Origin of the sequence: Actinomadura sp. K4S16 (assembly GCF_008327685.1) — a bacterium.
GTDB lineage: Bacteria > Actinomycetota > Actinomycetes > Streptosporangiales > Streptosporangiaceae > Spirillospora.
Map to the genome: position 1 here is coordinate 918,579 of NZ_BDDE01000010.1, position 23,610 is coordinate 942,188.

Below are 23,610 nucleotides of genomic sequence, written 5' to 3' on the forward strand. Positions count from 1 at the left end.
CGACTCTAAATCGGCTCAGTCATTCGGCGCAATTTTGGACCTGTACCTGGGCCTCTACGGGTCCCTAGCGTGGCCGCATGGACCTGTTGACCGAACTGCTCACGACCGACTTCCGGCCGCTCGACCGGAAGGCGGCCGATCTCTACCTGTCCGTCGTCGCGCAGGTGGAGCCGGACGCGCTGCGCCTTCCGACGCCCTGCCCCGACTGGACGCTGCACGGCCTGCTGCGCCACCAGGTGAGCCAGGACGAGGGCTTCGCGGCCGCCGCCCGGGGCGGCGGCGCGCGGCTGTCGGAGTGGCGCGGCGGCGACCTCGGCGACGACCCCTACGCGGCCGCGCGGGCGTCCGCCAGCCTCGTGGCGGACGCCTTCGCCGGTGTGGCCCTCGACGCCGAGCTGTCCCTTCCCGAGATCCGCGACGGCGGCGCCTTCCCCGCCTCGCTGGCCATCAGCTTCCACTTCGTCGACCTGGTCGTGCACGCCTGGGACGTCGCCGCCTCGATCGGCGCCGCCTGGGAGCCGTCCGGCGAACTCGTGGAGGCGTCCCTCAGGGTCGCCGCGATCGTCCCCGAGGAGGGCCGGGGCCCCGGCGACTCGTTCGCCCCGTCCGTCCCCTCCTCGGACGGCGCGGAGCCGCGGGACCGCCTGCTCGCCCTCCTCGGCCGGGACCCCTCATGGCGCTGCTGAGGACGGCGTGGCGCGCCGGGCCGGTCCGGGCGACCGGCCCGGTCCTCGTCAGCGTCACCGACTTCACCTGCGCGCGTCCGCTCGACCTGGCGAGAGCCTTCCGCGCGGGGATGGCGCTGCGCCGGTCGTGGCCGGAACTGGAGGGCGCCGTCGGCCTGTGGCTGTGGACCGACCTCCGCCGGCGCAGGTGCGGCTCCGTCTCGGTGTGGACGGACGAGGCCGCGCTGCGCGGCTTCGTCGCCTGGCCGCCGCATGTCGCCGTCATGCGCGGGTTCCGGCGGCGCGGGACGATCCGCGCCGGCACCTGGCAGACGGAAGCCTTCGAGCCAGCGGAGACGTGGGCGCGCGCGGAGCGCGTCCTCGCTCAGTTCGAGGAGGGCGCCGCGCCGCAGATCGTCGACGCCTCGCGGTAGAAGCCGATCTTCATCTTGATCTGCTCCTGCTGCGCGCGCAGCGTGGCGATCTGCTCCTCGACCCGGCGGTCGTGTGCCTGGAGCAGTTCGAGCCGCTCCTGGACGGTCTCGGCGCCGCCGCGGGCCAGCTCGGAGTAGCGCAGCATCTCGGCTATCGGCATCCCGGTGCCGCGCAGGCAGCGCAGCATCCAGAGCCACTGCAGGTCGTCGTCGGTGAACACGCGCCGTCCCGACGCGTTCCGCGCGATGCCGGACAGCAGCCCGATCTTCTCGTAGTAACGCAACGTGTCGATGCTGAAACCGCTCTTCTCGGCGGTCTCGCCTGGAGAGTAGGAGCTCACGCGTCCCAGGATCGCACCTGGAGCGCACTCCAGGTCAACGTCCGGCGGGCGTGATTTGACCTGGAGCGCGCTCCAGGTCGCAGAGTGGAAGGAGACGCACACCGCGAAGCACGCGAAGGACTGCCATGCGCATTGGACTGCAGGTTCCGAGCTTCACCTTCCCCGGAGGGCCCGAGCAGATCGGCCCGACGTTCGGCCGCGTCGCCCGCGAGGCCGACCAGGGCGGGCTGCACTCGCTCTGGGTGATGGACCACTTCTTCCAGATCGAGATGGTGGGCCCGCCGGAGGACCCCATGCTGGAGGCCTACTCCGCGCTCGCGTACGCGGCGGCCCTGACCGAGCGGATCACGCTCGGGACGATGGTCACCGGGGTCACCTACCGGCATCCCGGCATCCTGGTCAAGACCGTGACCACGCTGGACGTCCTGTCGGGCGGGCGCGCGTGGCTCGGCATCGGCGCGGCCTGGAACGACGAGGAGTCGCGCGGCCTCGGCGTCCCCTTCCCGCCGACCGCCGAGCGGTTCGAGCGGCTGGAGGACACGCTGCGCATCGCCCACCGGATGTGGGAGGGCGACGAGTCGGCGTTCGAGGGCGGGCACTACACGCTGGAGCGCCCGATCAACTCCCCGCCCGCGCTGCGGCGCCCGCACCCCCCGATCCTCATCGGGGGCGGCGGCGAGAAGAAGACGCTGCGGTTCGTGGCGAAGTACGCCGACGCGTGCAACATCTTCGACGGCGACGAACTGCCCCGCAAGCTGGACGTCCTGCGGGAGCACTGCGAGCGCGAGGGCCGCGACCACACCGAGATCGAGAAGACGGCCCTGACCTTCTTCACCGGCACGCCCTCGGTCGGCGCCGCCGTCGACACCGTCGGACGGCTCGCCGAGCGCGGCATCGACCACGTGATCTTCTCCCAGGGCACCGGGCAGGACCTCCCGGGCATCCTCGCCGAGGCCCTCGCCCAGACCGAGAAGATCGTCCCGGCGGGCCGCTGAGCCCCCGTCCCGCGCGCCGCGGTGCGGAGCGGCGCGCGGGACGGCCGGCTCAGTCGAGCGGCGGCCGCAGGTGCAGCGGGACGCCGAACAGGTTCAGCGCGTTGATCAGCGAGACCAGCCCGGCGAGGTCGCCGAGCTCGCGCTCCGGGTAGTGCTTGCGGAGCGTCTCCCACAGCTCGTCGCTCACCGGCTCGCGCCGCGTCACGGCCTCGGTGTAGCCGAGCGCCGCGCGCTCGGCGTCGCTGTAGAGCGGCGACTCAGACTCCGCGCAGGGACGCGAGCTTGCGGGGGTTGAGGACCCGGCGGACGGCGGTGATGCGGCCGTCCGCGACCTCCACGGTGTCGACCGCGGCCAGCCGGCCCTCCCGCCGCACCAGCAGCTCGCGGCGGCCGTTGACCTCCGCGAACTCCAGCCGGAACGCGTTGCGCGCGCCGACGCGCAGCAGGGCGGTCGCCACCCGGCCCGCCCCGGCGATGACCTTGCGGGCGGCGAAGACGTGCCCGCCGCCGTCGGTGGTGTAGGTGGCGTCCGGGTCCAGCAGGGCCAGCAGCGCGGCCTCGTCGCCGCGCTCGTAGGCGGACCGGAAGGCCTCCAGCACCCTGTCCCGCTCCGGCGCCGGGGCCGGGCGTGCCGGCAGCGCCGCGGCGATCTTGCGCCGGGCGCGGGAGGCGAGCTGCCGGCACGCGGCGGCCGACCTGCCGAGCACCCCGGCGATCTGCTCGTAGGGCACTTCGAACGCCTGGTGCAGGACGAACGCGACGCGCTCCGGCGGCGACAGCTCCTCCATCACCACGAGCATCGCGGTGCCGGCCGTCTCGTCCACGAGCACCGGCTCGGCGGCGTCCGGTCCGGTGAGCAGCGGCTCGGGCAGCCACGGCCCGACGTAGTCGACGCGCCGCGCGTGGGCGGACCCGAGCACGTCGTAGGCGCGGCGCGCCGCCACCGTGACCAGCCAGGCGCGCAGGTCGCGGACGTCGTCCAGCGGCTCGTGCGCGGAGGCGCGCAGCCACACGTCCTGGGTGATGTCCTCGGCGTCCGCGACGCTCCCGGTGATCCGGTACGCGGCGCCGAACACCGCGGGCCTGTGCTCGGCCCATTCCTCGTCGAGTCGGCTCACGCCCGCTCCGTGCTTCGGCTTGGCTTCCGTGGGAGACAACTCGCGAGGCCGCGGTTTCATGCCGCCGCGGGAGTGAAGACCCACTTCTTGTACGACCAGTAGCGGAACGCCGAGCCGAGGCCGACCCCCGCGAGGAGCCCCAGGTTGTAGGCGATCCCGCCGTGCAGGCCGAGGGTGTAGTAGGTGAAGCCGGTGCACAGCACCTGGATCAGCAGCCCGACGCCGTTCAGCGCGAAGAAGATCGCGACCTCCCGGCCGGAGCCGTCGCTGTCGCGGTGCCGGAACGTCCAGAACCGGTTGAGCAGGTAGGAGGACAGGGTGGACACCACGGTCGGCACGACGACGCTCGTGACCGGGCTGCCGCCGAGCCACGCGCGCATCAGGTTGGCGCCGAAGATCATGATCAGCGTGCCGAGGCATCCCACGAAACCGAAGCTGAGCAGCTCGCTCAGGAATGTCCGGAACGCCGGGGCGGGCGGGACCGTTTTCGCCGGTCGCGACCGCTGCATGGTGCTCACTCGCCCAGACCTTACCTGAGTAGGACATATACGAAGGTCGTAACCCCAAAGATCCGTGACCCACCGTTACCGTCGCGCCGTCGGCGTCCCGCCGGAAACGGCAGGGTCACCGCTCGGCCGTCACCGCGGCCGGGGCGAGCAGGACGATCAGCCCGACCAGCGCGACGGGCACGGCCAGCGCCCATGCCAGGCCCACGCCCTGGGCGACGAACCCGATGACGGGCGGGCCGCCGAGCAGGCCCAGGTACCCGACCCCGGTGACCCGGGAGATCCCGGTCGCGGCCGGGACGCCGGGGATGTTGCCGGCCGCGCTGAAGGTGACGGGCGCCACGACCGCGACGCCGAGGCCGAACAGCGTGAATCCGGCCACCGCCGCCGTCGGGTCGCCCGCGGCGAGCCCGAGGCCGAGCCCCAGCGCGGCCACCAGCGACCCGCCCCGCAGCACCGGGACGGGCCCGAAGCGCGCGACGACCTGGTCTCCGGTGAGCCGCCCCACGGTCATCGCCACCGCGCACCCGGCGTAGCCGAGCCCGGCCACGCCGGGGCCGGTGCCGAGGCCCTCCCGCAGGTAGATCGCGCTCCAGTCGGCCATGGCGCCCTCGCCGACGAACGAGCACAGCCCGATCACGCCGAGCATGATCAGCGGCAGGCGCGGGGACCGCGCGGAGGCGGCGGCGTCCTCGTGCGGCTCGGGCGGCTCGTCGGCGGAGCGGTCCAGCAGGCCCCGGCAGCCGGAGGCCAGCACGGCGATCAGCACGGCCGCCGCGGCCGCCAGGTGCAGCGGGACGGGGACGCCCGCGTGCGCGGCCGCCGCCCCGGCCAGCGCCGCCAGCAGCGTCCCGATGCTGTAGGAGCCGTGCAGCCCGGACATCAGCGGGCGCCCGTAGCCGCGCTCGACGGCGACGCCCTGGGCGTTCATCCCCACGTCCATCAGGCCGAGCGACGCGCCCAGCAGGAGGAGCGAGAGGACCAGCGCGCCGAGGTTCCAGGCGAGGCCGAGGGGGACCAGCGACAGCGCCCCGGCGACCCCGGCGGCGACCGTCGTCGCGCGGCTGCCCCACCGGCCGATGACGCGCCCCGCGAACCGGACGGCCGCGACGACGCCCACGGGCGCGCCGAGCAGCGCCACGCCCATCGTGCCCTCGCTCAGCCCGAGATGCTCCTTGATCTGGGGGATGCGGGCGACCCAGGCGGCGCCGAGCAGGCCGTGCGCGGCGAACGCCAGCGTCACCGCGAGGCGCGCGCGGGCCGGCACCGCGATCTTCTCGGTGACCACTCGGCAGACTGTACGTGGCTTACGCGACCGGGCCGGGGCCCGGCCGCGTCACGCCAGTTCCGCGAGCGGCACCCCCGGGTCGGCGAGCCGGGCGGCGTCCACCGGGCGACCGGAGCGGATCAGCGCCTGGACGTCCCCGGTGACGTCCCACACGTTGACGTTCATGCCGGCGACGACCCGGCCCTCCGACAGCCAGAACGCGACGAACTCCCGCCCCGGGACGTCCCCGCGGTACACGACCTCGTCGTACTCCCCCGGCGCCGCGACGCCCGACATCTCCATGCCGAGGTCGTACTGGTCGCTGAAGAAGTACGGCACCCGGTCGTAGACGACGTCCCGGCCGAGCATCGCCCGGGCCGCGGCGGGCCCGCCGTTCAGCGCGTTCGCCCAGTGCTCCACGCGGATCCGGCGGCCGAGCAGCGGGTTGTAGGCGTTGGCGACGTCCCCGGCCGCGTAGATGTCCGGGTCGGACGTGCGCAGCGACTGGTCGACCAGGATCCCGTCGGACACCTCCAGCCCGGCCCGCTCCGCGAGCCCGCTGTTGGGCCGCACGCCGATGCCGACGACCACGACGTCCGCGGGCACCTCGGCGCCGCCGGAGGTCACCACGGCCGACACCTGCCCGGCGCCCCAGAACCCGGCCACGCCCTCGTCCATCCGCAGGACGGCGCCGTGCTCGCGGTGCAGGTCGGCGAACATGCCGCCGAGCTCGGGCCCCATCGCGGCGTGCAGCGGCACCGGCTCGGGCTCGATGACCGTCACCTCGTTGCCGTGCGCGCGGGCGGCCGCCGCCGTCTCCAGCCCGATCCAGCCCGCCCCGGCCACCACGACCCGGCGGCCGCCGGGCGCCAGCGCCTGTTTCAGCGCCGCCGAGTCGGCCATCGTCCGCAGGTAGTGGATGCCCTGGAGCTTGGACCCCGGCACGTCCAGCCGCCGCGGGGAGGCGCCCGTCGCCAGCAGCAGCCTGTCGTAGGACACCGGCTCCCCAGTGGACAGCCGCACCTGGTGCGCGCCCCGGTCGATGGACGCGACGGACGTGCCCGTCCGCAGCTCCACGTCGTGCTTGTCGTACCAGTCGGCCTCGTGGACGTGGGCCTTCTCCCGGGGCTCCTTGTCCAGCAGGTACCCCTTGGACAGCGGGGGCCGCTCGTACGGCCGCTCGATCTCCTCGCCGACCAGCAGCACCCTGCCCGAGAAGCCCTCCTCCCGGAGCGTCTCCGCCGCCTTGGCCCCGGCCAGGCCGGCGCCGGCGATGACGAACGTCTCCTCGGGCATGGCGACCTCCTGTAGTTGACCTGTAGCTATCCCTACAGTGGCCTCTGTAACGAGACAAGGGGCATCGTCTGGCGCGTCGGGGCGGATTCCTCCCCGTGGCCCCCGGCCGGCCGCCGCACCCGCGGCCCCGGGGTCAGTACCCGCGTCCGCCCAGCATGCGGTGGCGGGCCATCGCCGACAGGTCGGTCAGCGAGGCGATCTGGTCGATCACGGCGCGCAGCCGGGCCGCGTCGTCGCCGGCGTCCACGAACGCGTCGCGGAAGCCCGGGTCGAGCGTGTCCGGGGCGCCCGCGAGCATCATCTCCGCCAGCTCGGTGATCAGCGTCCGCTGGCGGGCCCTGACCTCCTCGTGGCTGATCCACACGTAGTGCGCCGTGATGCCCTTGAGCAGGGCGTTCTCCAACCGCTGCGCGCGCGGGACGATCAGCTCGGCGGCGTAGCGGGTGAGCGGGCGGTCGCCGTAGGCCGCGCGCGTGGCGGCCTCGGCGGCCAGGCAGAACCGCCCGATCAGCGTGCTGGTCAGGTTCTTGAGGGCGGCGAGGCTGCGGGGCGTGCCGTCGTAGCGGTCGGGCCAGTACGGCTCGGCGAGCAGCGCGGCGAAGCGCTCCTCCAGCTCGGCCTGGCCGGCGTCGGGGCAGTACAGCTTGGCGGCCGTGGCGGCGACGAGCCGGCGCTCGCCGGGGTCGGCGAGCCGGACGAAGTCGACGTGCCCGGCGACCAGCGCGTCCTCCAGGTCGTGGACGGAGTAGGCGACGTCGTCGCTCCAGTCCATGACCTGGGCCTCGAAGCAGGTGCGGCCCGGCTCGGCGCCGTCGCGCACCCAGCGCGCCACGTCCGCGTCGTCGTCGTAGACGCCGAACTTGCCGTTCACCGCCTCGGCCTGCGACCACGGGTACTTCATCGCGGCGTCCAGCGCGGCGCGGGTCAGGTTGAGGCCGACGCTGCGGCCGTGCAGGGGCGGGCCGTCCGCCGCGAACGACTTGGGCTCCAGCCTGGTCAGCACGCGCAGGCTCTGCGCGTTGCCCTCGAACCCGCCGCAGTCGCGCGCGACGATGTCGAGCGCGTACTCGCCGTTGTGGCCGAACGGCGGGTGCCCGATGTCGTGGGACAGGCAGGCCGTCTCCACCAGGTCGGGGTCGCAGCCGAGGGACTTGCCCAGCTCGCGGCCGACCTGCGCGCACTCCAGGGAGTGGGTGAGGCGGGTGCGCAGGCTCTGCACCGTGTCGGCCGCGGCGTCGGCGCCGGGCGAGGCCACCTGCGTCTTGGCGGCCAGCCGGCGCAGCGCGGCGCTGTGCAGGACGCGGGCCCGGTCGCGTTCGAACGCCGTGCGGTCGCGGCGCTTGGGGGGCTCGGGCGCCCAGCGCTCCCTGGCGCGGGCGTCGTAGCCCGGGGTCGTGTTGATCGTCATGTCCCTATCCAGGGTAAAGGGCGGCCGGGGGCCTCAGCGGCCCGGCGGCGAGGAGGAAGGGGCCGACGACGCGGAGGGGCCCGCCGAGGAGGGCGGGGCCTGCGACGAGGAGGGCGTCCCGGACGGGTCGATGTGGATCCGCTTGATGGTCTCGTCCGGCACCTGGACGCTCTTGCCCAGCAGCACGTAGGACAGGTACCCGCCGGTCTCGCGGACGATGTAGTGGAACTGGGTGTCGCGGGTCTGCACGCTCGGGCCGCTGCGGGTCGGCGACGCGGCGGCCTTGATCCCGCTGTCCTCGGCCATCTTCTTGGAGCGCAGCCCGTGCCACGGGTCGGTGACGATCACGCCCGAGGACCAGTGGTGCCGGTCGAACTCCTTGCCGACGGCCTTCATGCTCTCCAGCGTGTCGCGCCCGACCGGCACCGCGAAGACCTTGGAGGCGGGCACCCCGCCCTTGCCGATCAGCCAGCTGCGGCCGGCGCCGGCCTCGGTGTAGTTGTCGCCGGGCGCCTTGCCGCCGACCGTCACGATGGCCGGCGCGACGCCGGCGCGGTACAGCTCCAGGGCGTGCTGGAGCCGCCATTTCAGCGTCGGGGACGGCACCCCGTTGTACTGCGCGGCGCCCAGCACGATGATCGCGTCGGAGCGGGGCCGCTCGTCCTGGCGGGCCTGGTACCAGATCCGCGCCCCGACCGTGAGGGGCGTCAGCACCGCGACCGCCAGCAGCCCGATGAGAACGCCGGCGGGCACCCTGAACCAGGGCGACCGGCGCCACCTGCCGCGCCCACGGCTCCGCCGCGGCCCGCCCGCCCGCTCGTCGGGCCCGTCCGCCTCGTCGTCTTCCGGCCTGAACTCCGGCAACTCCGCTTCCACCGTCATCGCATCGGACACGTTAGTGAGATGGTGCGGCACGCGCCCGAGGTTCGCCAGGACGGCGTGTCATCCGTCCCACATCGGTCCCGGCGGCCGTGCCGGAGGCGCGGTGGCCGGCCGCCGGGGGGACGTCAGCGGCTGTCGCTGCCGCCGGAGGCGTCCGCGGCCTCGATGGCCGCGCGGCCCGCCTCCAGCCGGGCGACGGGGATGCGGAACGGCGAGCAGGACACGTAGTCGAGGCCCACCTCGTGGCAGAAGTGCACCGAGTCGGGGTCGCCGCCGTGCTCGCCGCAGATGCCGAGCTTGAGGCCGGGACGCGCCTTGCGGCCCTCCTCGGCGGCGATGCGCACGAGCCTGCCGACGCCCTCGCGGTCGAGGGTCTCGAACGGCGACACCCCGAAGATCCCGAGGTCCAGGTAGCGGGAGAAGAACGCCGCCTCGACGTCGTCCCGGGAGAAGCCCCAGGTCGTCTGGGTGAGGTCGTTGGTGCCGAAGGAGAAGAACTCGGCGGCCTCGGCGATCTGCCCGGCGGTCAGCGCGGCCCGGGGCAGCTCGATCATCGTGCCGATCAGCGCCGGGACGTCCACCCCGCTCGACTCCTTGACCGCCGCCAGGATGCCGCGCGCCTCGTCGCGGACGGCCTCCAGCTCCTGGACGGCGCCGACCAGCGGGATCATGATCTCCGGGCGCGGGTCGCCGCCCGCCCGCCTGCGGTCCGCCGCGGCCTCGGCGATCGCGCGCACCTGCATGGCGAACAGGCCGGGAATCACCAAACCGAGCCGCACTCCGCGCAGGCCCAGCATAGGGTTCTGCTCGTGCAGTCGGTTGACTGCCTCGAGCAGTCTCCGGTCCTTGGCGTCCGCTTCGTCGCCCGCGAGCGCGACCCTGACCGACAGCTCGGTGATGTCGGGGAGGAACTCGTGCAGCGGCGGGTCGATGAGCCGGATCGTGACGGGCAGTCCGTCCATGGCCTCGAAGATGCCCTCGAAGTCGCTCTTCTGCAGCGGCTCCAGGGCGTCCAGCGCGGCCTGCCGCTCGTCGACGTCCTCGGCGAGGATGAGCTTCTCGACGAGCTGCCGCCGGTCGCCGAGGAACATGTGCTCGGTGCGGCACAGCCCGATGCCGGCCGCGCCGAACCGGCGGGCGCGCGCCGAGTCCTCCGGGTTGTCGGAGTTCGCGCGGACCTTCAGCGCGGCCCGCGCGTCGGCGTGCTCCATGACGCGGTGCACGGCCTTGACGAGGTCGTCGCCGTCCTCGGCCGTCAGCTGCCCCTCGAAGTAGCGGACGACGGGCGAGTCCTCGACGGGCACCTCGCCGAGGTAGACGTCGCCGGACGACCCGTCGATCGAGATGACGTCGCCCTCCCTGACCGTGACGCCGCCGGGCGCGGTGAAGTGCCCGTCCTTGACGTCGACGTCGAGCTCCTCGGCGCCGCAGACGCAGGTCTTGCCCATGCCGCGGGCGACGACGGCGGCGTGCGAGGTCTTGCCGCCGCGGGAGGTCAGGACGCCCCTGGCGGCGACCATGCCGGCGAGGTCGTCGGGGTTGGTCTCGCGGCGGACGAGGATCACGTCCTCGCCCCGGTCGGCCAGCTCCACGGCGCGCTCGGAGGTGAACACCGCCTTGCCGACGGCCGCGCCCGGGGAGGCGTTCATGCCCTTGGTGAGCTTCTTGACCCCGTCCACCTTGGCCGTGAAGCGGGGGAACATGAGCTGGGCGAGCTGGTCGCCGGTCACGCGGCGGGCGGCCTCGTCCAGGTCGATGAGCCCCTGGTCGAGCAGCTGGCAGGCGATCCGGAACGCCGCGCCGGCGGTCCGCTTGCCGACCCGGGTCTGCAGCATCCACAGCTTCCCGCGCTCGATCGTGAACTCGATGTCGCACATGTCGCGGTAGTGGTTCTCGAGCGTCTCCATGATCTCGAGAAGCCGGTCATAGGACGCCTTGTCGATGCGCTCCAGCTCTTTCAGCGGGACGGTGTTGCGGATGCCCGCGACGACGTCCTCGCCCTGGGCGTTCTGCAGGTAGTCGCCGTAGATGCCCTGCTGGCCGGACGCGGGGTCGCGGGTGAAGGCGACGCCCGTCCCCGAGTCCAGGCCCATGTTGCCGAAGACCATCGAGCAGATGTTGACGGCGGTGCCGAGGTCGACGGGGATGCGCTCCTGCCGCCGGTAGAGGATGGCGCGGGGCGCGTTCCAGGAGTCGAACACCGCCTTGACGGCCAGGTCCATCTGCTCGCGCGGGTCGGTCGGGAAGTCGCGGCCCGCCTTCTCCCGTACGATGACCTTGAACCGGTCGACGAGCTCCTTGAAGTCCTCGGCGGTCAGGTCCCCGTCGTCGTCGCTGCCCCGGGCCCGCTTGACGTCCTCGACGGCGTCCTCGAACAGGTCGCCGTCGATGTCCAGGACGGTCTTGCCGAACATCTGGATCAGCCGGCGGTAGGAGTCCCAGGCGAACCGCTCGTCGCCCGCCTGCGTGGCGAGGCCGTGCACGGACTCGTCGTTCAACCCGACGTTGAGGACGGTCTCCATCATGCCCGGCATGCTGAACTTGGCGCCGGACCGCACGCTGACCAGGAGCGGGTCGTCGCTCTGGCCGAGCTTCTTGCCCATCGCCGACTCCAGGTCGGCCAGGTGCCGGTTCACCTCGTCCGCCAGTCCCTCGGGCAGGCTCCCGTGCTCGAGGTAGTGCCGGCAGGCCTCGGTCGTGATCGTGAACCCCGGCGGCACGGGCAGCCCGAGATTGGTCATCTCGGCCAGGTTGGCGCCCTTGCCCCCCAGGAGGTCCTTGAGGTCCTTGTTTCCCTCAGTGAAGTCGTACACGAACTTCGGCACGGGGAGCTCCTTCTCGCTCCGGTTCCACCCAGTGGCAGTTCCGGGCCCGCGCCCGCGGGGCGGCGCGGCGTCGCACCACCCCGGGCGGCGGGTCCGCTGCCCTGTTTGCCGGGACTGTACCCGCGAACTCGGGACTTGCTCGGCGCCCGGTGCGCCGAGGAGCGTTGTCGCAGGTCAGACCGCGGATAATGGTCTATTCCAATAGGGAGACCAAGGACACACCGCCACAAACCGCCGCCCCGGGCACCCCCCGCCCCGGGAGCGGCGCGCACCCATGACGTACCCACTGCGCGGGAGAGGGAATGATGAATCAAGGAGGTGACGTTGTGAGGCCGAAGGTCGCCGGCGGCCGAGCGGGAGACCCGTTCGCCCCCATCGCCGATTTCGGGTTCCTGTCCGACTGCGAGACGACCGCCCTGGTCGCCCCCAGCGGAAACATCGAGTGGATGTGCCTGCCCAGGATGGACTCGCCGAGCGTGTTCGGCTCCATCCTGGACCGCGACGCCGGATACTTCCGGGTCGGCCCGGCGGGCGTGGAGGTGCCCGCCGCGCAGCGCTACATCCCCGGGACCATGGTGATGGAGACCACCTGGTGGGTGCACGGCGGCTGGCTCGTCGTGACGGACGCGCTCCTCATGGGGCCCTGGCACCACGAGACGGAACGGTCCCACACGCACCGCAGGGCGCCGACCGACTACGACGCCGACCACGTCCTGCTGCGGATGGTGCGCTGCGTGAACGGGCAGGTCCAGGTCCGGCTCGACTGCATGCCGGTGTTCGACTACGGGCAGACGCCGGCGCGCTGGGAGCACACCGGCTCCGGCTACCACGAGGCCGCCGCGCGCGGCAACGGCGTCGGGCTGCGGCTCACCACCGACATGAACGTCGGTTTCGAGGGGTCGCTCGCCACGTCGCGGACGCTGCTGAAGCAGGGCGAGTCCCGGTTCGTCGCGCTGTCCTGGAGCGAGCACGCGGCGCCCTCGTCGTGGGAGGAGGCGCAGGACCGGCTCGTCTGGACGGTCCACCACTGGCAGCACTGGCTCGACCGGGGCCGCTTCCCCGACCACCCGTGGCGCAGCCACCTGCAGCGCAGCGCGCTCACCCTGAAGGGCCTGACGTTCGCGCCGTCCGGCGCGGTGGCCGCGGCGGCGACCACGTCGCTGCCGGAGGCGCCGGGCGGCGACCGGAACTGGGACTACCGCTACACCTGGATCCGCGACTCCACCATGGCGCTGTGGGCGTTCTACACGCTCGGCTACGACTGGGAGGCCAACGACTTCTTCTACTTCATCACCGACGTCGCCGAGGCCGCCGAGGGCAAGCTGCAGATCATGTACGGGCTGGACGGGCGGGAGGAGCTGCCCGAGTCCACGCTCGACCACCTCACCGGCTACGACAACGCCCGCCCGGTGCGCATCGGCAACGAGGCGTACATGCAGGCGCAGCACGACGTGTGGGGCGCGATCATCGGCTCCATCTACCTGTTCGTGCGCAAGCGGGACCGGCTCGACGACCGGCTCTGGAAGATCGTCGTCAAGCAGGTCGAGGACGCCCTGGCCAACTGGCGGACGCCCGACTGCGGCATGTGGGAGGTGCGCGGCGAGCCGCAGCACTTCACCTCGTCCAAGGTGTTCTGCTGGGTCGCTGCCGACCGCGGGGCGCGGCTCGCGCGCATCCGCGGCGACCAGGAGCGGGCGCGCCGCTGGCAGGCCGCGGCCGACGAGATCCACGCCGACGTGCTCGCCAACGCGCTGGACGAGCGCGGCGTCTTCACCGCCCACTACGGCGCGACGGCGCTGGACGCCTCGGCGCTGCTGATCCCGCTGCTCGGCTTCCTGCCCGCCGACGACAAGCGCGTCCGGGAGACCGTCCTCGCCATCGCCGACGAGCTGTCTGAGGACGACCTCGTCCTGCGCTACCGCGCGGCGGAGACCGACGACGGCTTCGAGTCGGACGAGGGCACCTTCACGATCTGCTCCTTCTGGCTGGTCAGCACCCTGGTGATGATCGGCGAGCTGGAGCGGGCCCGCGCCCTGTGCGAGAAGCTGCTGTCCTACGCGAGCCCGCTGCAGCTGTACGCCGAGGAGATCGACCCGCACACCGGCCGCCACCTCGGCAACTTCCCGCAGGCCTTCACCCACCTGGCGCTGATCAACGCCGTCATGCAGGTGATCAGGGCCGAGAACCCCGAGGACCAGCCGCCCCTCGCCTGACCCCCCGCACCCGTGGCCGGGACCGTCCCCGGCCACGGGGTCCCTTGATCACGACTCGGCGACGACCGCCCGGAGGGCGGGTTTTTTGCCGATTGTCCGGCCTACCGTTTCGCCGTGACCACGCCACCATCTCCTGACGACGTCCCGGACGGCCCCGCGACGGACCCCGCCTGGGCACCTCCCGACACGCCCACGTCCGACACGCCCACGTCCGACACGGACGCCACGCCCGGCCCGGCCGACGCGGCCTCGCCGGCGGACGGCGCGGACGAGACCTCGCCCGCGGACGGTCCGGAACCCTCGCCCATCGCGGGCGAGCGGCCCGTTCGGGCGCGGACGAACGGCTTCGCCATCGCCGCCCTGGTCACCGGTGCCGTGGGCCTGGTCCTGTTCGCGATCGCCTTCGCCGTCGCCGCCCTGGTGCAGATCCGCCGCCGGGGAGGCCGCGGCAGGGGCCTCGCTCTCGGCGGGCTCGGCGCCTCGGCGGCCTGGCTCGCGGCAGCGGCGATCATCGCGGCGCTGTTCGGCGACTCGCTGTTCTCGGCCGGAGAAGGAGAGGCCGACCCGCGCCAGCGGGACGGCTACGTGCTGTCGTCGACCCTGAAGGTGGGTGACTGCTTCACGGCGCAGACCCGTGACTCGGCCGATCCGAACGTGTTTCCCAGCCGCTGTGACAGCCCCCACAACGGTGAGGTGGTGGCCAAGCCGACGCTCCCCGCCGGCCCCTTCCCCGGAGTCGGACGGCTCGCCGCCCAGGCGGCGGCGCTGTGCAAGGAACGCACCCCGGACAACGTGAAAAAAGTCGTGGACGACGATTTCGACGCGCGGGCCGAGCTTCCCAAGCGCAAGGACTGGGAGAACGGGAAGCGGACTGTGACGTGCACGCTCGTCTACGTCGGCGAGGGCAAGTACGTCGGCGAGGGCAAGTCGCTCATCACTCCCCTCAGCCGCGCCGTGATCACTCCCCGGCACGAGGCGATGTTCGAGCAGGGCGAATGCCTGGAGAAGTGGGACGAGAGCATGACCCCTCCGGTCGTGGACTGCGACCGGCCGCATAAGTTCCAGGTACTGGCGACGTACAAGCTCCAGGGCAAGGAGTACCCGGGCAGAGGGAAACTCGAGAGGATGGTCTCGAAGGGCTGCGCGAAGCGGGCGGCGGACATCTGGGGGAGCGATTCGCCGCCCGACGGCGTCTACCCCACGTTCTCCACTCCGACCGAGCAGGAGTGGAGACGCGGCTATCGGGACGTGTACTGCCTGATCGCGGGCAACGGGCCGCTCAAGCGGTCGTTCGTGCCGAAGAAGTGACGTCCCCGCCGGCTACCGGACGCGGTCGAACACGACCACCGAGTCGTTCACCGGGATCCGATGGGCTGACAACCCTGAGGACCAGCCGCCCCTCGCCTGCCCCCGCGCCCGTGGCCGGGACCGTCCCCGGCCACGGGATTCCTTGATCACGACTCGGCGACGACCGCCGAAAAGCCCGGCTTTTACCAATTGTCCGGCCTACCGTTTCGCCGTGACCACGCCACCATCCCCTGACGACATCTCGGACGCCTCCGCTCCGAGCCCCGACTGGGCACCTCCCGACACGCTCACATCCGACGCGGACGTCGCGCCCGGCCCGACGGACGAGACCCCGCCGGCGGACACCGCGCACGAGCCCCCGCCGGAGGACGGTCCGGAGCGTCCTTCCGGCGGCGACGAGCGGCCCGGCCGGCCGCGGACGAACCGGTTCGCCATCGCCGCCCTGGTCACCGGCATTGTCGGCCTGGCGCTGCTCTCGATCGCGTTCGCCGTCGCCGCGCTCGTCCAACTCCGCCGCCGGGGAGGCAGGGGCACGGGCCTCGCTCTCGGCGGGCTCGGCGCCTCGGCGGCGTGGCTCGCGGCGGCGGCGGTCGTCGCGGCGCTGTTCGGCGATTCGCTGTTCTCGGCCGAAGACGGGGAATCCGACCCGCGCCGCCGGGACGGGTACGTGCTGCCGTCGACCTTGAAGGTGGGCGACTGCTTCACGGCGCAGACCCATGACTCGGCCGACCACTACGTGTATCCCAGCCCCTGTGCCAACCCCCACAACGGTGAGGTGGTCGCCGAGGCGGCGCTGCCCGCCGGGCCGTTCCCAGGAGTCCAGCGGCTCACGGCCCAAGCGGCGGCGCTGTGCAAGGAACGAACCCCGGACAGCGTGAAGAGGGTCACGGCCAAGGATTTCGACCCACGGGCCGAGGTCCCCGGGCGCAAGGACTGGGAGAGCGGGAAGCGGACCGTGACGTGCACGCTCGTCTACGTCGGCGAGAACAACACGCTCACCGCACCGCTCGACCGCGCCTTCATCGTCCCCAAGTACGAGACGGATTTCGAGCAGGGCGACTGCCTGGAGAAGTGGGACGAGTACATGGCCCCTCCGGTCGTGGATTGCGATCTGCCGCATCAGTACCAGGTGCTGGCGACGTACAGGCTGCGGGGCAAGGAGTACCCGGGAGACAAGAGACTCGACGAGATGATCCTGGAGGGCTGCGCGGAGCGCGCGGTGAAGGTCTGGAAGAGCGACCCGCCGCTGGACAAGGTCGACCCCACGTACTCGGCGCCGACCAAGGAGAGCTGGGAATCCGGCAATCGGGACGTGTACTGCCTGATCACGGGCAGGAACGGGCCGCTCAAGCGGTCGTTCGTGCCGAAGAAGTGACGTCCCCGCCGGGCCGCCGCCACAGCGGGCGGCGGCCCGGACGGGGTCAGACGACGGCGCCCGAGTCGTCGGGGGTGCGGCGGGCGGGCCTGGACTTCTGCTTCGGCTGGGGCGGCGGGGCCTTCGTGCGGCGCTCCAGCACCACCGCCAGCGGCGTCGCGGTGAAGACGCTGGAGTAGGTGCCGACGACGATGCCGATCAGGAGCGCGACGGCGAAGTCCGTCAGGGAGTCGCCGCCGAGGACGGCCAGGGCCGCCAGGATGAACAGGGCGCCCACCCCGGTGTTGATCGTCCGCGGGACGGTCTGCAGGGTGCCCCGGTTCGCGATGTCGGCGAACCGGCCCTTCGGGTTCGCCGTCCACATCTCCCGGACGCGGTCGAACACGACCACCGAGTCGTTCACCGAGTAGCCGATGATCGTGAGCAGCGCGGCGAGGAAGACGCCGTCGATCGGCTTGCCGAGCCAGGCGAAGACCCCGGTGACGATCGTGATGTCGTGGAACATCGCGAGGACCGAGCCCGCCGCGAACGTCCACCGGAACCGGATCGTCAGGTAGGCGAGCTGGGCCAGCAGGGCCACGGCGAGGGCGATGAGCGCCTTGGTCCGCAGCTCGTCGCCGAGGCTGGGGCCGATCAGCTCGTCGCGCTGCTTGACGGCGCCGCCGCCCTCCTTCGCGAGGGCGTCCTGGATGCGCTTCTCCTCCGCGTTGCCCAGGTCGGACGTCCGGACGGAGATGTCGTCCTTCCCCGAGGTCTGGACGACGGCGCGCGGGAACCCGGCGTCGGCGACGGCGGCGCGGGCGGTGTCGATGTCGACGTGCCTGCTGGTGGAGTACTCGACCAGGCGGCCGCCGGTGAACTCCACGCCGAAGTTCAGGCCGCGGGCGAAGATCCCCGTGACCGCGAGGACGACGGCGAGCGCGGACAGGCCCAGCCAGAGCCGGCTGCGCTTCATGATGTCGGGGCCGCTGTTCTCCAGCCACGACCGGATGCGGCCGGAGCCGCCGAGGCCGCCCGCCCTGCCCTTGCTGAGCCTCGGCATGCGCGCGGCGGCGGCGTCGGTGAGGACCCGGCTCAGCAGCATCGCGGAGACGAGGGAGCCCAGCACGCCGATGGTCAGCGTGACGCCGAAGCCCCGGACCGGCCCGGAGGCCAGGAAGAACAGCAGGCCACCGGCCAGCAGGGTCGTGACGGCCGAGTCGGCGATCGCGGACCAGGCCTTGTCGAACCCGACGGCCAGCGCCGCCCGCGCGCCGCGGCCCGGCGCCGCGGCCCGCTCCTCCCGCGCGCGTTCGAAGGCCAGCACGTTGGCGTCGATCGCCATGCCGATGGCCAGGACGAACCCGGCGAGGCCCGGCAGCGTCAGGGTGGCGCCGACGGCGACGAGGGCGCCGTAGGAGATCAGCGCGTACCCGGCGAGCGCGACCGTGGCGAGCAGGCCGGCCAGCCGGTAGACGGCCACGATGAACAGGCCGGTCAGCAGGATGCCGATGACGGCGGCGCGGGCGCTGGCGTCGATCGCCTCGTCGCCGAGCGTCGGGCCGACCACCCGCTGCTCGATGATCTTCACCGGGACGGGCAGCGAGCCGCCCTGGATGAGCGCCGCGAGGTCCTTGGCCTCGTCCGGGCTGAAGTCCCCGGTGATCTGGGTGGAGCCGCCGGTGATGCCGACGCCGCAGGCGACGCTCTCGGTGACCTGCGGCGAGGAGATCACCTTGCCGTCCAGGACGATGGCGACGCGGCGCTCGTCGCCGACCGCGCAGGCGGCCTTGGCGGTCAGCCGCTCCCAGGTGGCGCCCCCGCCGCCCTTGAACTTGACGTCGACGGCCCAGCCGCCGAGGTTCTGCGGGTCGTAGGAGGCGCTCGCCGAGCCGATCCCGGCGCCGGTGAGCGCGGCGGGGCCGATGAGGATCTGCTGCCCGCTCTCATCCGGGATCTGCTGCTGCCCCTTGGCCGGAGCGCCGCCCCCGGCCAGCACCGGATGGGCGGTGAGCTGCGCGGTCTTGCCGATGGCCTCGGCGGCGCGGGTCGGGTCCTGGACGTCCGGCAGCTCGACGATCAGCCGCCGGTCCCCGGACCGGGTGATGGACGACTCGGCGACCCCGAGCGCGTCGACGCGCCGGTGCAGCACCTCGCGGGCGCGGTCGGTGGACTCCCGGTCGGCCTTCACGGTCGGGGAGTCCTGCGTCTCCAGGACGATCTGGGTGCCGCCGCGGAGGTCGAGGCCGAGGCGGGCGGGTTTGGACCAGGCGAAGTAGAACGATGTGGCGAGCACGGCGAACGCCAGTACCGCCCGCACCACGTTGGCGCGAGTCAAGGGGAACCTCCACACAGGGGCTACGGCACCGCACGCGGGCGTGCGGCACCGGGGACGGAGAACTCAGATCCCTGTGGAGGCGGGCGGAGCGCGCCCGCGCGGGGCGCCCCTCGGCGCGACGTCGGGCGGGACGTGCGCGGCGGCGGCCCGGACGAGGCGTCCGGACCGCGGCTCGGTCGCGGCGCCGGACGCCGGGAGCGTCGCGTGCTCGGGCTGGGCGCTCGGCGCCGCCGCCCCCGCCGCGTGGAGCGCGGCGGCGGCGATCGCGGTCTGCGTACGCCCGGCCGCGCGCTGCTTGCCGGAGAGCCGGGTGCGGGACGGCGCCTGTTGCACCACCCCGGCGCGGACGCCGGAGACCGTCCCGGTGGAGGGCGCCCTGCCCGGCGCGCCCGCGCCGGCCGGGACGCCGGCGCCGACCGGTCCGGCGACGAAGCCGAGGAGGCCGAGCACGACGACGAGCAGCCGGGCGACGGGACGGCGGAAGGCGGGGTGGCGCTCGTCGCCCATTCCGCCCTCCCTCCCAGGTCTCCGGCGGCCGCTCGCCCGGCCGTTCCCGCCAACCTAGCCCACTTTCCTCCGGGCGGCGCGCACCCTGACCTGGCAGGCGAAAGCGTGAAAGCAGGCTCGTCAAGAAGGGGTTGCGTGACAAAGCCCTTGCCCTCCCCCGCGCACCCGGCCTTACCAGCAGACACTGGCGAGTGTCCCGATCCGGCCACGCCGCAGTCGACCGCCCGCCATTGCCTGCGCCATTTATGCGAATTACTTTCGCGTATGCCCACCCCGAACCGGACAGAGGAGTATCCGGTGGCACGAATCAGACAGACCGCGATCGTCGGGACCGCCGCGCTGGCCGTCCTCGCCGCGGGGGTCGCCCCCGCGTACGCCGCGGGCACCACCATCCGCAAGGGCTCGGCCACGGCCGCTGCCTACTCCGGCAACGTGCAGGCCTCGCTGCTCGGCACCGCGACGGTCAGCAGCTCGCTCGGCGGCGGCTCCTGCAGCCAGTCGACGATGACCGGCGCCATCAGCTCGGACGGCAGCGGACTCAACGTCAGCTCGGCGACCTTCACCGGCGACGGCGGCGGCCCCTGCAGCGGCAGCACCAGCTCGACGATCACCGCGCAGAGCCTGCCGTGGACGGGCGGCAACGTCACCTACGACCCCAACCACACCGGCGGCCGGGACGCCACCGTCACGATCGCCAACTTCAAGGTGAAGGCCGTGGTGAACATCTTCGGCGGCATCACCTGCGTGTTCGGCGGCAACCTCACCGCCAACGGCTACAACGGCGACAACGCCTCGCGGCCCGTCACCTCCAGCGGCGACGCGCAGGTCGGCGTGCAGAACGCCACGGTCAACAAGCAGTCGGGCAGCAGCTTCCTCTGCCCGTCCACCGCCACCGTGACCGCCACGTACGCGCTGCGCGGCGAGTCGGTCGCCGGATCCGGCACCTACGACCAGGCCCTCTACGTCACGAGCTGACGGGAGGCCGGAACGGAGCTCCCCAGGAGGCGGCAGGGCCCCTCCCAGTACGTGCTCCCAGGAAAGCGGGCCGCCCCGATATGGGGCGGCCCGTCACGTCGTCACCGGGGCCCTCGGCCCCGAAGCCGGGTCAGCAGCCGACGAGCTGCGCGGCGAGGAACGACTCGACCTGGCTGATCGCGATGCGCTCCTGGCTCATCGTGTCGCGCTCCCGGACGGTCACCGCGTCGTCCTCCAGGGTGTCGAAGTCCACGGTGACGCAGAACGGGGTGCCGATCTCGTCCTGGCGGCGGTAGCGGCGGCCGATGGCGCCGGCGTCGTCGAACTCGACGTTCCAGTTGCGGCGCAGCTGCGCGGCGAGGTCGCGGGCCTTCGGGGACAGGTCGGTGTTGCGCGACAGCGGCAGCACCGCGACCTTCACCGGGGCGAGCCGCCGGTCGAGCCGCATGACGGCGCGCTTCTCCAGCTTGCCCTTGGCGTTCGGCGCCTCGTCCTCGGCGTAGGCGTCCATCATGAAGGTGAGCGTGCAGCGGTCGACGCCGGCCGCGGGCTCGATCACGTACGGGGTGAACCGCTCGCCGGACTCCTGGTCGAAGAACGACAGGTCGGCGCCGGACGCCTTGGAGTGCGTCGTCAGGTCGTAGTCGGTGCGGTTGGCGATGCCCTCCAGCTCGCCCCACTCGCTGCCGACGAAGTCGAAGCGGTACTCCACGTCGACGGTGCGCTTGGAGTAGTGCGACAGCTTCTCCTGCGGGTGCTCGAACAGCCGCAGGTTCTCCTTGCGGATGCCGAGGTCGACGTACCACTGCATGCGCTCGTCGATCCAGTACTGGTGCCATTCCTCGTCGCTGCCGGGCTTGACGAAGAACTCCATCTCCATCTGCTCGAACTCGCGGGTCCGGAAGATGAAGTTGCCGGGCGTGATCTCGTTGCGGAACGACTTGCCGATCTGGCCGATGCCGAACGGCACCTTGCGGCGCGCGGACTGCTGGACGTTCAGGTAGTTGATGAAGATGCCCTGCGCGGTCTCGGGGCGCAGGTAGGCCAGGCCCGACTCGTCCTCGACGGGGCCGAGGTAGGTCTTGAGCAGCCCGTTGAACATCTTCGGCTCGGTGAACGAGCCCTTCACGCCGCAGTTCGGGCACGTGATGTCGGCGAGGCCGTTCGCGGGCGGGCGGCCGTGCTTCTCCTCGTAGGCCTCCTCCAGGTGGTCGGCCCGGAAGCGCTTGTGGCAGGACTGGCACTCGGTGAGCGGGTCGACGAACGCCTGGACGTGGCCGCTGGCCTCCCAGACCTCGCGCGCCAGGATGACGCACGAGTCGAGGCCGACGACGTCGTCGCGGCCCTGCACCATCGACTTCCACCACTGGCGCTTGACGTTGTTCTTCAGCTCGACACCGAGCGGGCCGTAGTCCCAGGAGGCGCGGAGCCCGCCGTAGATCTCGCTCGACGGGTAGACCAGGCCCCGCCGCTTGGCGAGGTTGACGATCGTGTCCAGCACATCGGAACGGCGTGCCATGAGAGATTCTCCATCCGGCTGGCGGTCGGCGGGAACAGTGAGTGCGCCCCGGTCCCGCGGCGACGGCGGGCGGCGGCGAGTGTGATCCCCGGTGATGTGCTCCGGCGCGGTCGCCGCCGCCGCCGGAGAGTGTTCCCCAGCTTAGGGCACGGGGGCCGTTGGACAGGACCTAGTAAACGCGCCCGTCGGCGATGTCGCTGTCGACGAGCAGGGAGACCCCGCCGTGCGTCTCCCGGTGGCCGCCGCGGTACTGCTTGATGCGGCGGTGCGGGGACCACCAGCCGTCCGGCAGGTGGGGGTCGCCGTACACCTTGGCCCGGCCGTCCCAGTTGGCGAACCAGATGCCCAAGGGCTTGCTGATCGAGGACCGGCCCACGTCGCGGATCCCGGACGTGGAGCTGCTGTAGAGGCACGGCACGTACCCCTCGGACTTCAGCCGGTCGACCCAGTTGTCGACGAACCGGAGGACGGCGGCCCTGCAGGCGCTGTTCCCGTGCCTGTAGCCCTCCATGTCGTAGTAGAGCGGATTGCCTTCCGGGATGCCGAGCGCCCTGGCCCTGCGGGCCGCGTCCGCGGCGGCCCGGGCGCCCTGCGACGCGGCGTTCCCGGCGGTGAACCGCTGCCGGCGGTAGCCGCACGGCGCCTGGAGGCCCACGTAGGTGGCGGTGAGGCGGTAGCCCATCGCGCGCACCTGCCTCACCCAGGACGCCGTGAGGTTCGGCTGGGCGCATCCGCGCGCCGCTCCCCCGATGTAGATGTTGGTGACCTTGAATGAGGGGCGCCAGGCCCTCATGGTCGCGAGGGACGGGGCCGTGCAGGTGTCGAACCCCCTCCCGCGCACCCACGGGCGCTCCAGCGCCGTCCCCTGGCTGGGCGAGGGGACGTCGGTGGGCACCGGGCCTCCGCTGGGCTCCGGGCTCCCGACGGGCGCCGGCCCGTCGCCGGACTCCGCGCCCTCGTCGGGGGAGGCGCCCTCCTCCGGCGGCGAGGGGACGGCGGTGCGGCGGGCGCCCGGCCCGGCCTTCCACTTCCCGGACAGCCGGGTGCCGCGCAGGATCCGCTGGAGCCTCGCCGGATCCGTGCCGTACACGCCCGTGATCGTGACACCGGCCTCGGGGAGGGTGAGCCGCGTCTCGTGGCCGGCGGTCCGCGCGACGGTCAGCGAGGCGAGCCTCCGGGCGTGCACGGTCCGGGCGGCGCGCCCGTTCCCCGCGGGCTGGATGTGGAGGGCCTCGGTCCGGCCGACGACGCGGGCCGGGCAGTCCGGCTGCGGGCCGGGGCGGCCGAGGTAGACCGCGTGCCGGTCGTAGCGGACGCAGCGGGACGGCTCCCGGTCGAGCCGGTGCACCTCCCAGCCGGCCGGGACGGGGACGCGCAGCCCCCGGTACTCGACCACCCGGGGACCGTGCGCGGTCGCCGCGCCGCCCGCCGGCCCCCGTCCGGTGAGCGCGGCGGCCTGATGGGACGCGGGCCGCGCGGGGGCCGTCCCGGCGACGGTGAGGGCGGCGGCGACGGCCGCCGCCCCGGACGAGACGCTGAACAGGACGGCACGGCGCATCACATCTCCCCCGCGGAATGCATGATCATGTGCGGAAAGGATGACCTTGACCGGGTCGCCGAAACCGGGACGGGTCGCTTCTTGACCACCGGTTTCCCGCG

20 protein-coding genes are annotated in these 23,610 nt (G+C 72.8%); 7 read left to right on the forward strand and 13 right to left on the reverse strand.

Annotated features, from left to right (window positions below; all coding sequences use genetic code 11):
* Positions 1-77: 77 nt before the first annotated feature.
* The gene (locus tag K4S16_RS05045) at positions 78-686 is read left to right on the forward strand and encodes a TIGR03086 family metal-binding protein (RefSeq protein WP_149257565.1); all 609 of its coding nucleotides are present in this window, start codon (positions 78-80) and stop codon (positions 684-686) included.
* Positions 674-1,099, forward strand: coding sequence for a hypothetical protein (locus K4S16_RS05050; RefSeq protein WP_149257566.1), 426 nt, complete (start codon positions 674-676; stop codon positions 1,097-1,099). The genes K4S16_RS05045 and K4S16_RS05050 overlap by 13 nt, the downstream gene beginning before the upstream one ends.
* On the opposite strand, the gene K4S16_RS05055 is transcribed toward K4S16_RS05050, so the two are convergent.
* Positions 1,051-1,440: a MerR family transcriptional regulator gene (locus K4S16_RS05055; RefSeq protein ID WP_149257567.1), complete on the reverse strand. Its 390-nt coding sequence runs from the start codon at positions 1,438-1,440 to the stop codon at positions 1,051-1,053. The genes K4S16_RS05050 and K4S16_RS05055 overlap by 49 nt on opposite strands.
* Before the next feature lie 125 nt (positions 1,441-1,565).
* Here K4S16_RS05055 and K4S16_RS05060 point away from each other — a divergent pair, with 125 nt between their 5' ends.
* The gene (locus tag K4S16_RS05060) at positions 1,566-2,435 is read left to right on the forward strand and encodes an LLM class F420-dependent oxidoreductase (RefSeq protein WP_149257568.1); all 870 of its coding nucleotides are present in this window, start codon (positions 1,566-1,568) and stop codon (positions 2,433-2,435) included.
* Between the two features lie 49 nt (positions 2,436-2,484).
* Here K4S16_RS05060 and K4S16_RS44235 read toward each other — a convergent pair whose 3' ends face one another.
* The 8 genes from K4S16_RS44235 to ppdK form a co-directional block, all read right to left on the reverse strand.
* Entirely contained in the window at positions 2,485-2,640 is a 156-nt protein-coding gene (locus K4S16_RS44235) for a hypothetical protein (RefSeq protein ID WP_160160851.1), read from the reverse strand.
* Positions 2,641-2,692: 52 nt separating this feature from the next.
* Positions 2,693-3,553, reverse strand: a complete 861-nt coding sequence (gene sigJ / locus K4S16_RS05065) for an RNA polymerase sigma factor SigJ (RefSeq protein WP_235036577.1) — start codon at positions 3,551-3,553, stop codon at positions 2,693-2,695.
* A 56-nt stretch (positions 3,554-3,609) separates the two neighbouring features.
* The gene (locus K4S16_RS05070; protein WP_235036632.1) at positions 3,610-4,062 is read right to left on the reverse strand and encodes a GtrA family protein; all 453 of its coding nucleotides are present in this window, start codon (positions 4,060-4,062) and stop codon (positions 3,610-3,612) included.
* Positions 4,063-4,177: 115 nt separating this feature from the next.
* Positions 4,178-5,347, reverse strand: a complete 1,170-nt coding sequence (locus K4S16_RS05075) for an MFS transporter (RefSeq protein ID WP_149257571.1) — start codon at positions 5,345-5,347, stop codon at positions 4,178-4,180.
* A gap of 48 nt (positions 5,348-5,395) precedes the next feature.
* Positions 5,396-6,622: an NAD(P)/FAD-dependent oxidoreductase gene (locus K4S16_RS05080; RefSeq protein WP_149257572.1), complete on the reverse strand. Its 1,227-nt coding sequence runs from the start codon at positions 6,620-6,622 to the stop codon at positions 5,396-5,398.
* A 133-nt stretch (positions 6,623-6,755) separates the two neighbouring features.
* On the reverse strand, positions 6,756-8,030 hold the full coding sequence (locus tag K4S16_RS05085) for a deoxyguanosinetriphosphate triphosphohydrolase (protein ID WP_149257573.1): 1,275 nt from the start codon (positions 8,028-8,030) through the stop codon (positions 6,756-6,758).
* A 33-nt stretch (positions 8,031-8,063) separates the two neighbouring features.
* A complete protein-coding gene (locus tag K4S16_RS05090) occupies positions 8,064-8,912 on the reverse strand; it encodes a YdcF family protein (protein ID WP_149257574.1) in 849 nt (282 codons plus the stop codon).
* A gap of 125 nt (positions 8,913-9,037) precedes the next feature.
* A complete protein-coding gene (ppdK, locus tag K4S16_RS05095; RefSeq protein ID WP_149257575.1) occupies positions 9,038-11,737 on the reverse strand; it encodes a pyruvate, phosphate dikinase in 2,700 nt (899 codons plus the stop codon).
* A 326-nt stretch (positions 11,738-12,063) separates the two neighbouring features.
* Between ppdK and K4S16_RS05100 the strand changes: the two genes are divergently transcribed.
* From K4S16_RS05100 to K4S16_RS05110, 3 genes are all read left to right on the forward strand, one after another.
* Positions 12,064-13,950 (forward strand): glycoside hydrolase family 15 protein, encoded by a 1,887-nt coding sequence (locus K4S16_RS05100; protein WP_235036578.1) that lies wholly within the window; start codon positions 12,064-12,066, stop codon positions 13,948-13,950.
* Between the two features lie 114 nt (positions 13,951-14,064).
* Complete coding sequence (locus tag K4S16_RS05105) at positions 14,065-15,258, forward strand: septum formation family protein (protein WP_149257576.1); 1,194 nt, start codon at positions 14,065-14,067, stop codon at positions 15,256-15,258.
* A gap of 211 nt (positions 15,259-15,469) precedes the next feature.
* Positions 15,470-16,633, forward strand: a complete 1,164-nt coding sequence (locus K4S16_RS05110; protein ID WP_149257577.1) for a septum formation family protein — start codon at positions 15,470-15,472, stop codon at positions 16,631-16,633.
* 46 nt (positions 16,634-16,679) lie between these two features.
* Here K4S16_RS05110 and secD read toward each other — a convergent pair whose 3' ends face one another.
* Entirely contained in the window at positions 16,680-18,950 is a 2,271-nt protein-coding gene (secD, locus tag K4S16_RS05115) for a protein translocase subunit SecD (RefSeq protein WP_149257578.1), read from the reverse strand.
* Between the two features lie 63 nt (positions 18,951-19,013).
* Positions 19,014-19,457: a hypothetical protein gene (locus K4S16_RS05120; RefSeq protein ID WP_149257579.1), complete on the reverse strand. Its 444-nt coding sequence runs from the start codon at positions 19,455-19,457 to the stop codon at positions 19,014-19,016.
* 297 nt (positions 19,458-19,754) lie between these two features.
* Between K4S16_RS05120 and K4S16_RS05125 the strand changes: the two genes are divergently transcribed.
* Complete coding sequence (locus K4S16_RS05125; RefSeq protein ID WP_149257580.1) at positions 19,755-20,432, forward strand: hypothetical protein; 678 nt, start codon at positions 19,755-19,757, stop codon at positions 20,430-20,432.
* Positions 20,433-20,562: 130 nt separating this feature from the next.
* On the opposite strand, the gene K4S16_RS05130 is transcribed toward K4S16_RS05125, so the two are convergent.
* Both K4S16_RS05130 and K4S16_RS05135 read right to left on the reverse strand, forming a co-directional pair.
* Complete coding sequence (locus K4S16_RS05130; protein ID WP_149257581.1) at positions 20,563-21,951, reverse strand: glycine--tRNA ligase; 1,389 nt, start codon at positions 21,949-21,951, stop codon at positions 20,563-20,565.
* A 169-nt stretch (positions 21,952-22,120) separates the two neighbouring features.
* On the reverse strand, positions 22,121-23,509 hold the full coding sequence (locus tag K4S16_RS05135; RefSeq protein ID WP_149257582.1) for a DUF1906 domain-containing protein: 1,389 nt from the start codon (positions 23,507-23,509) through the stop codon (positions 22,121-22,123).
* Positions 23,510-23,610 lie beyond the last annotated feature (101 nt).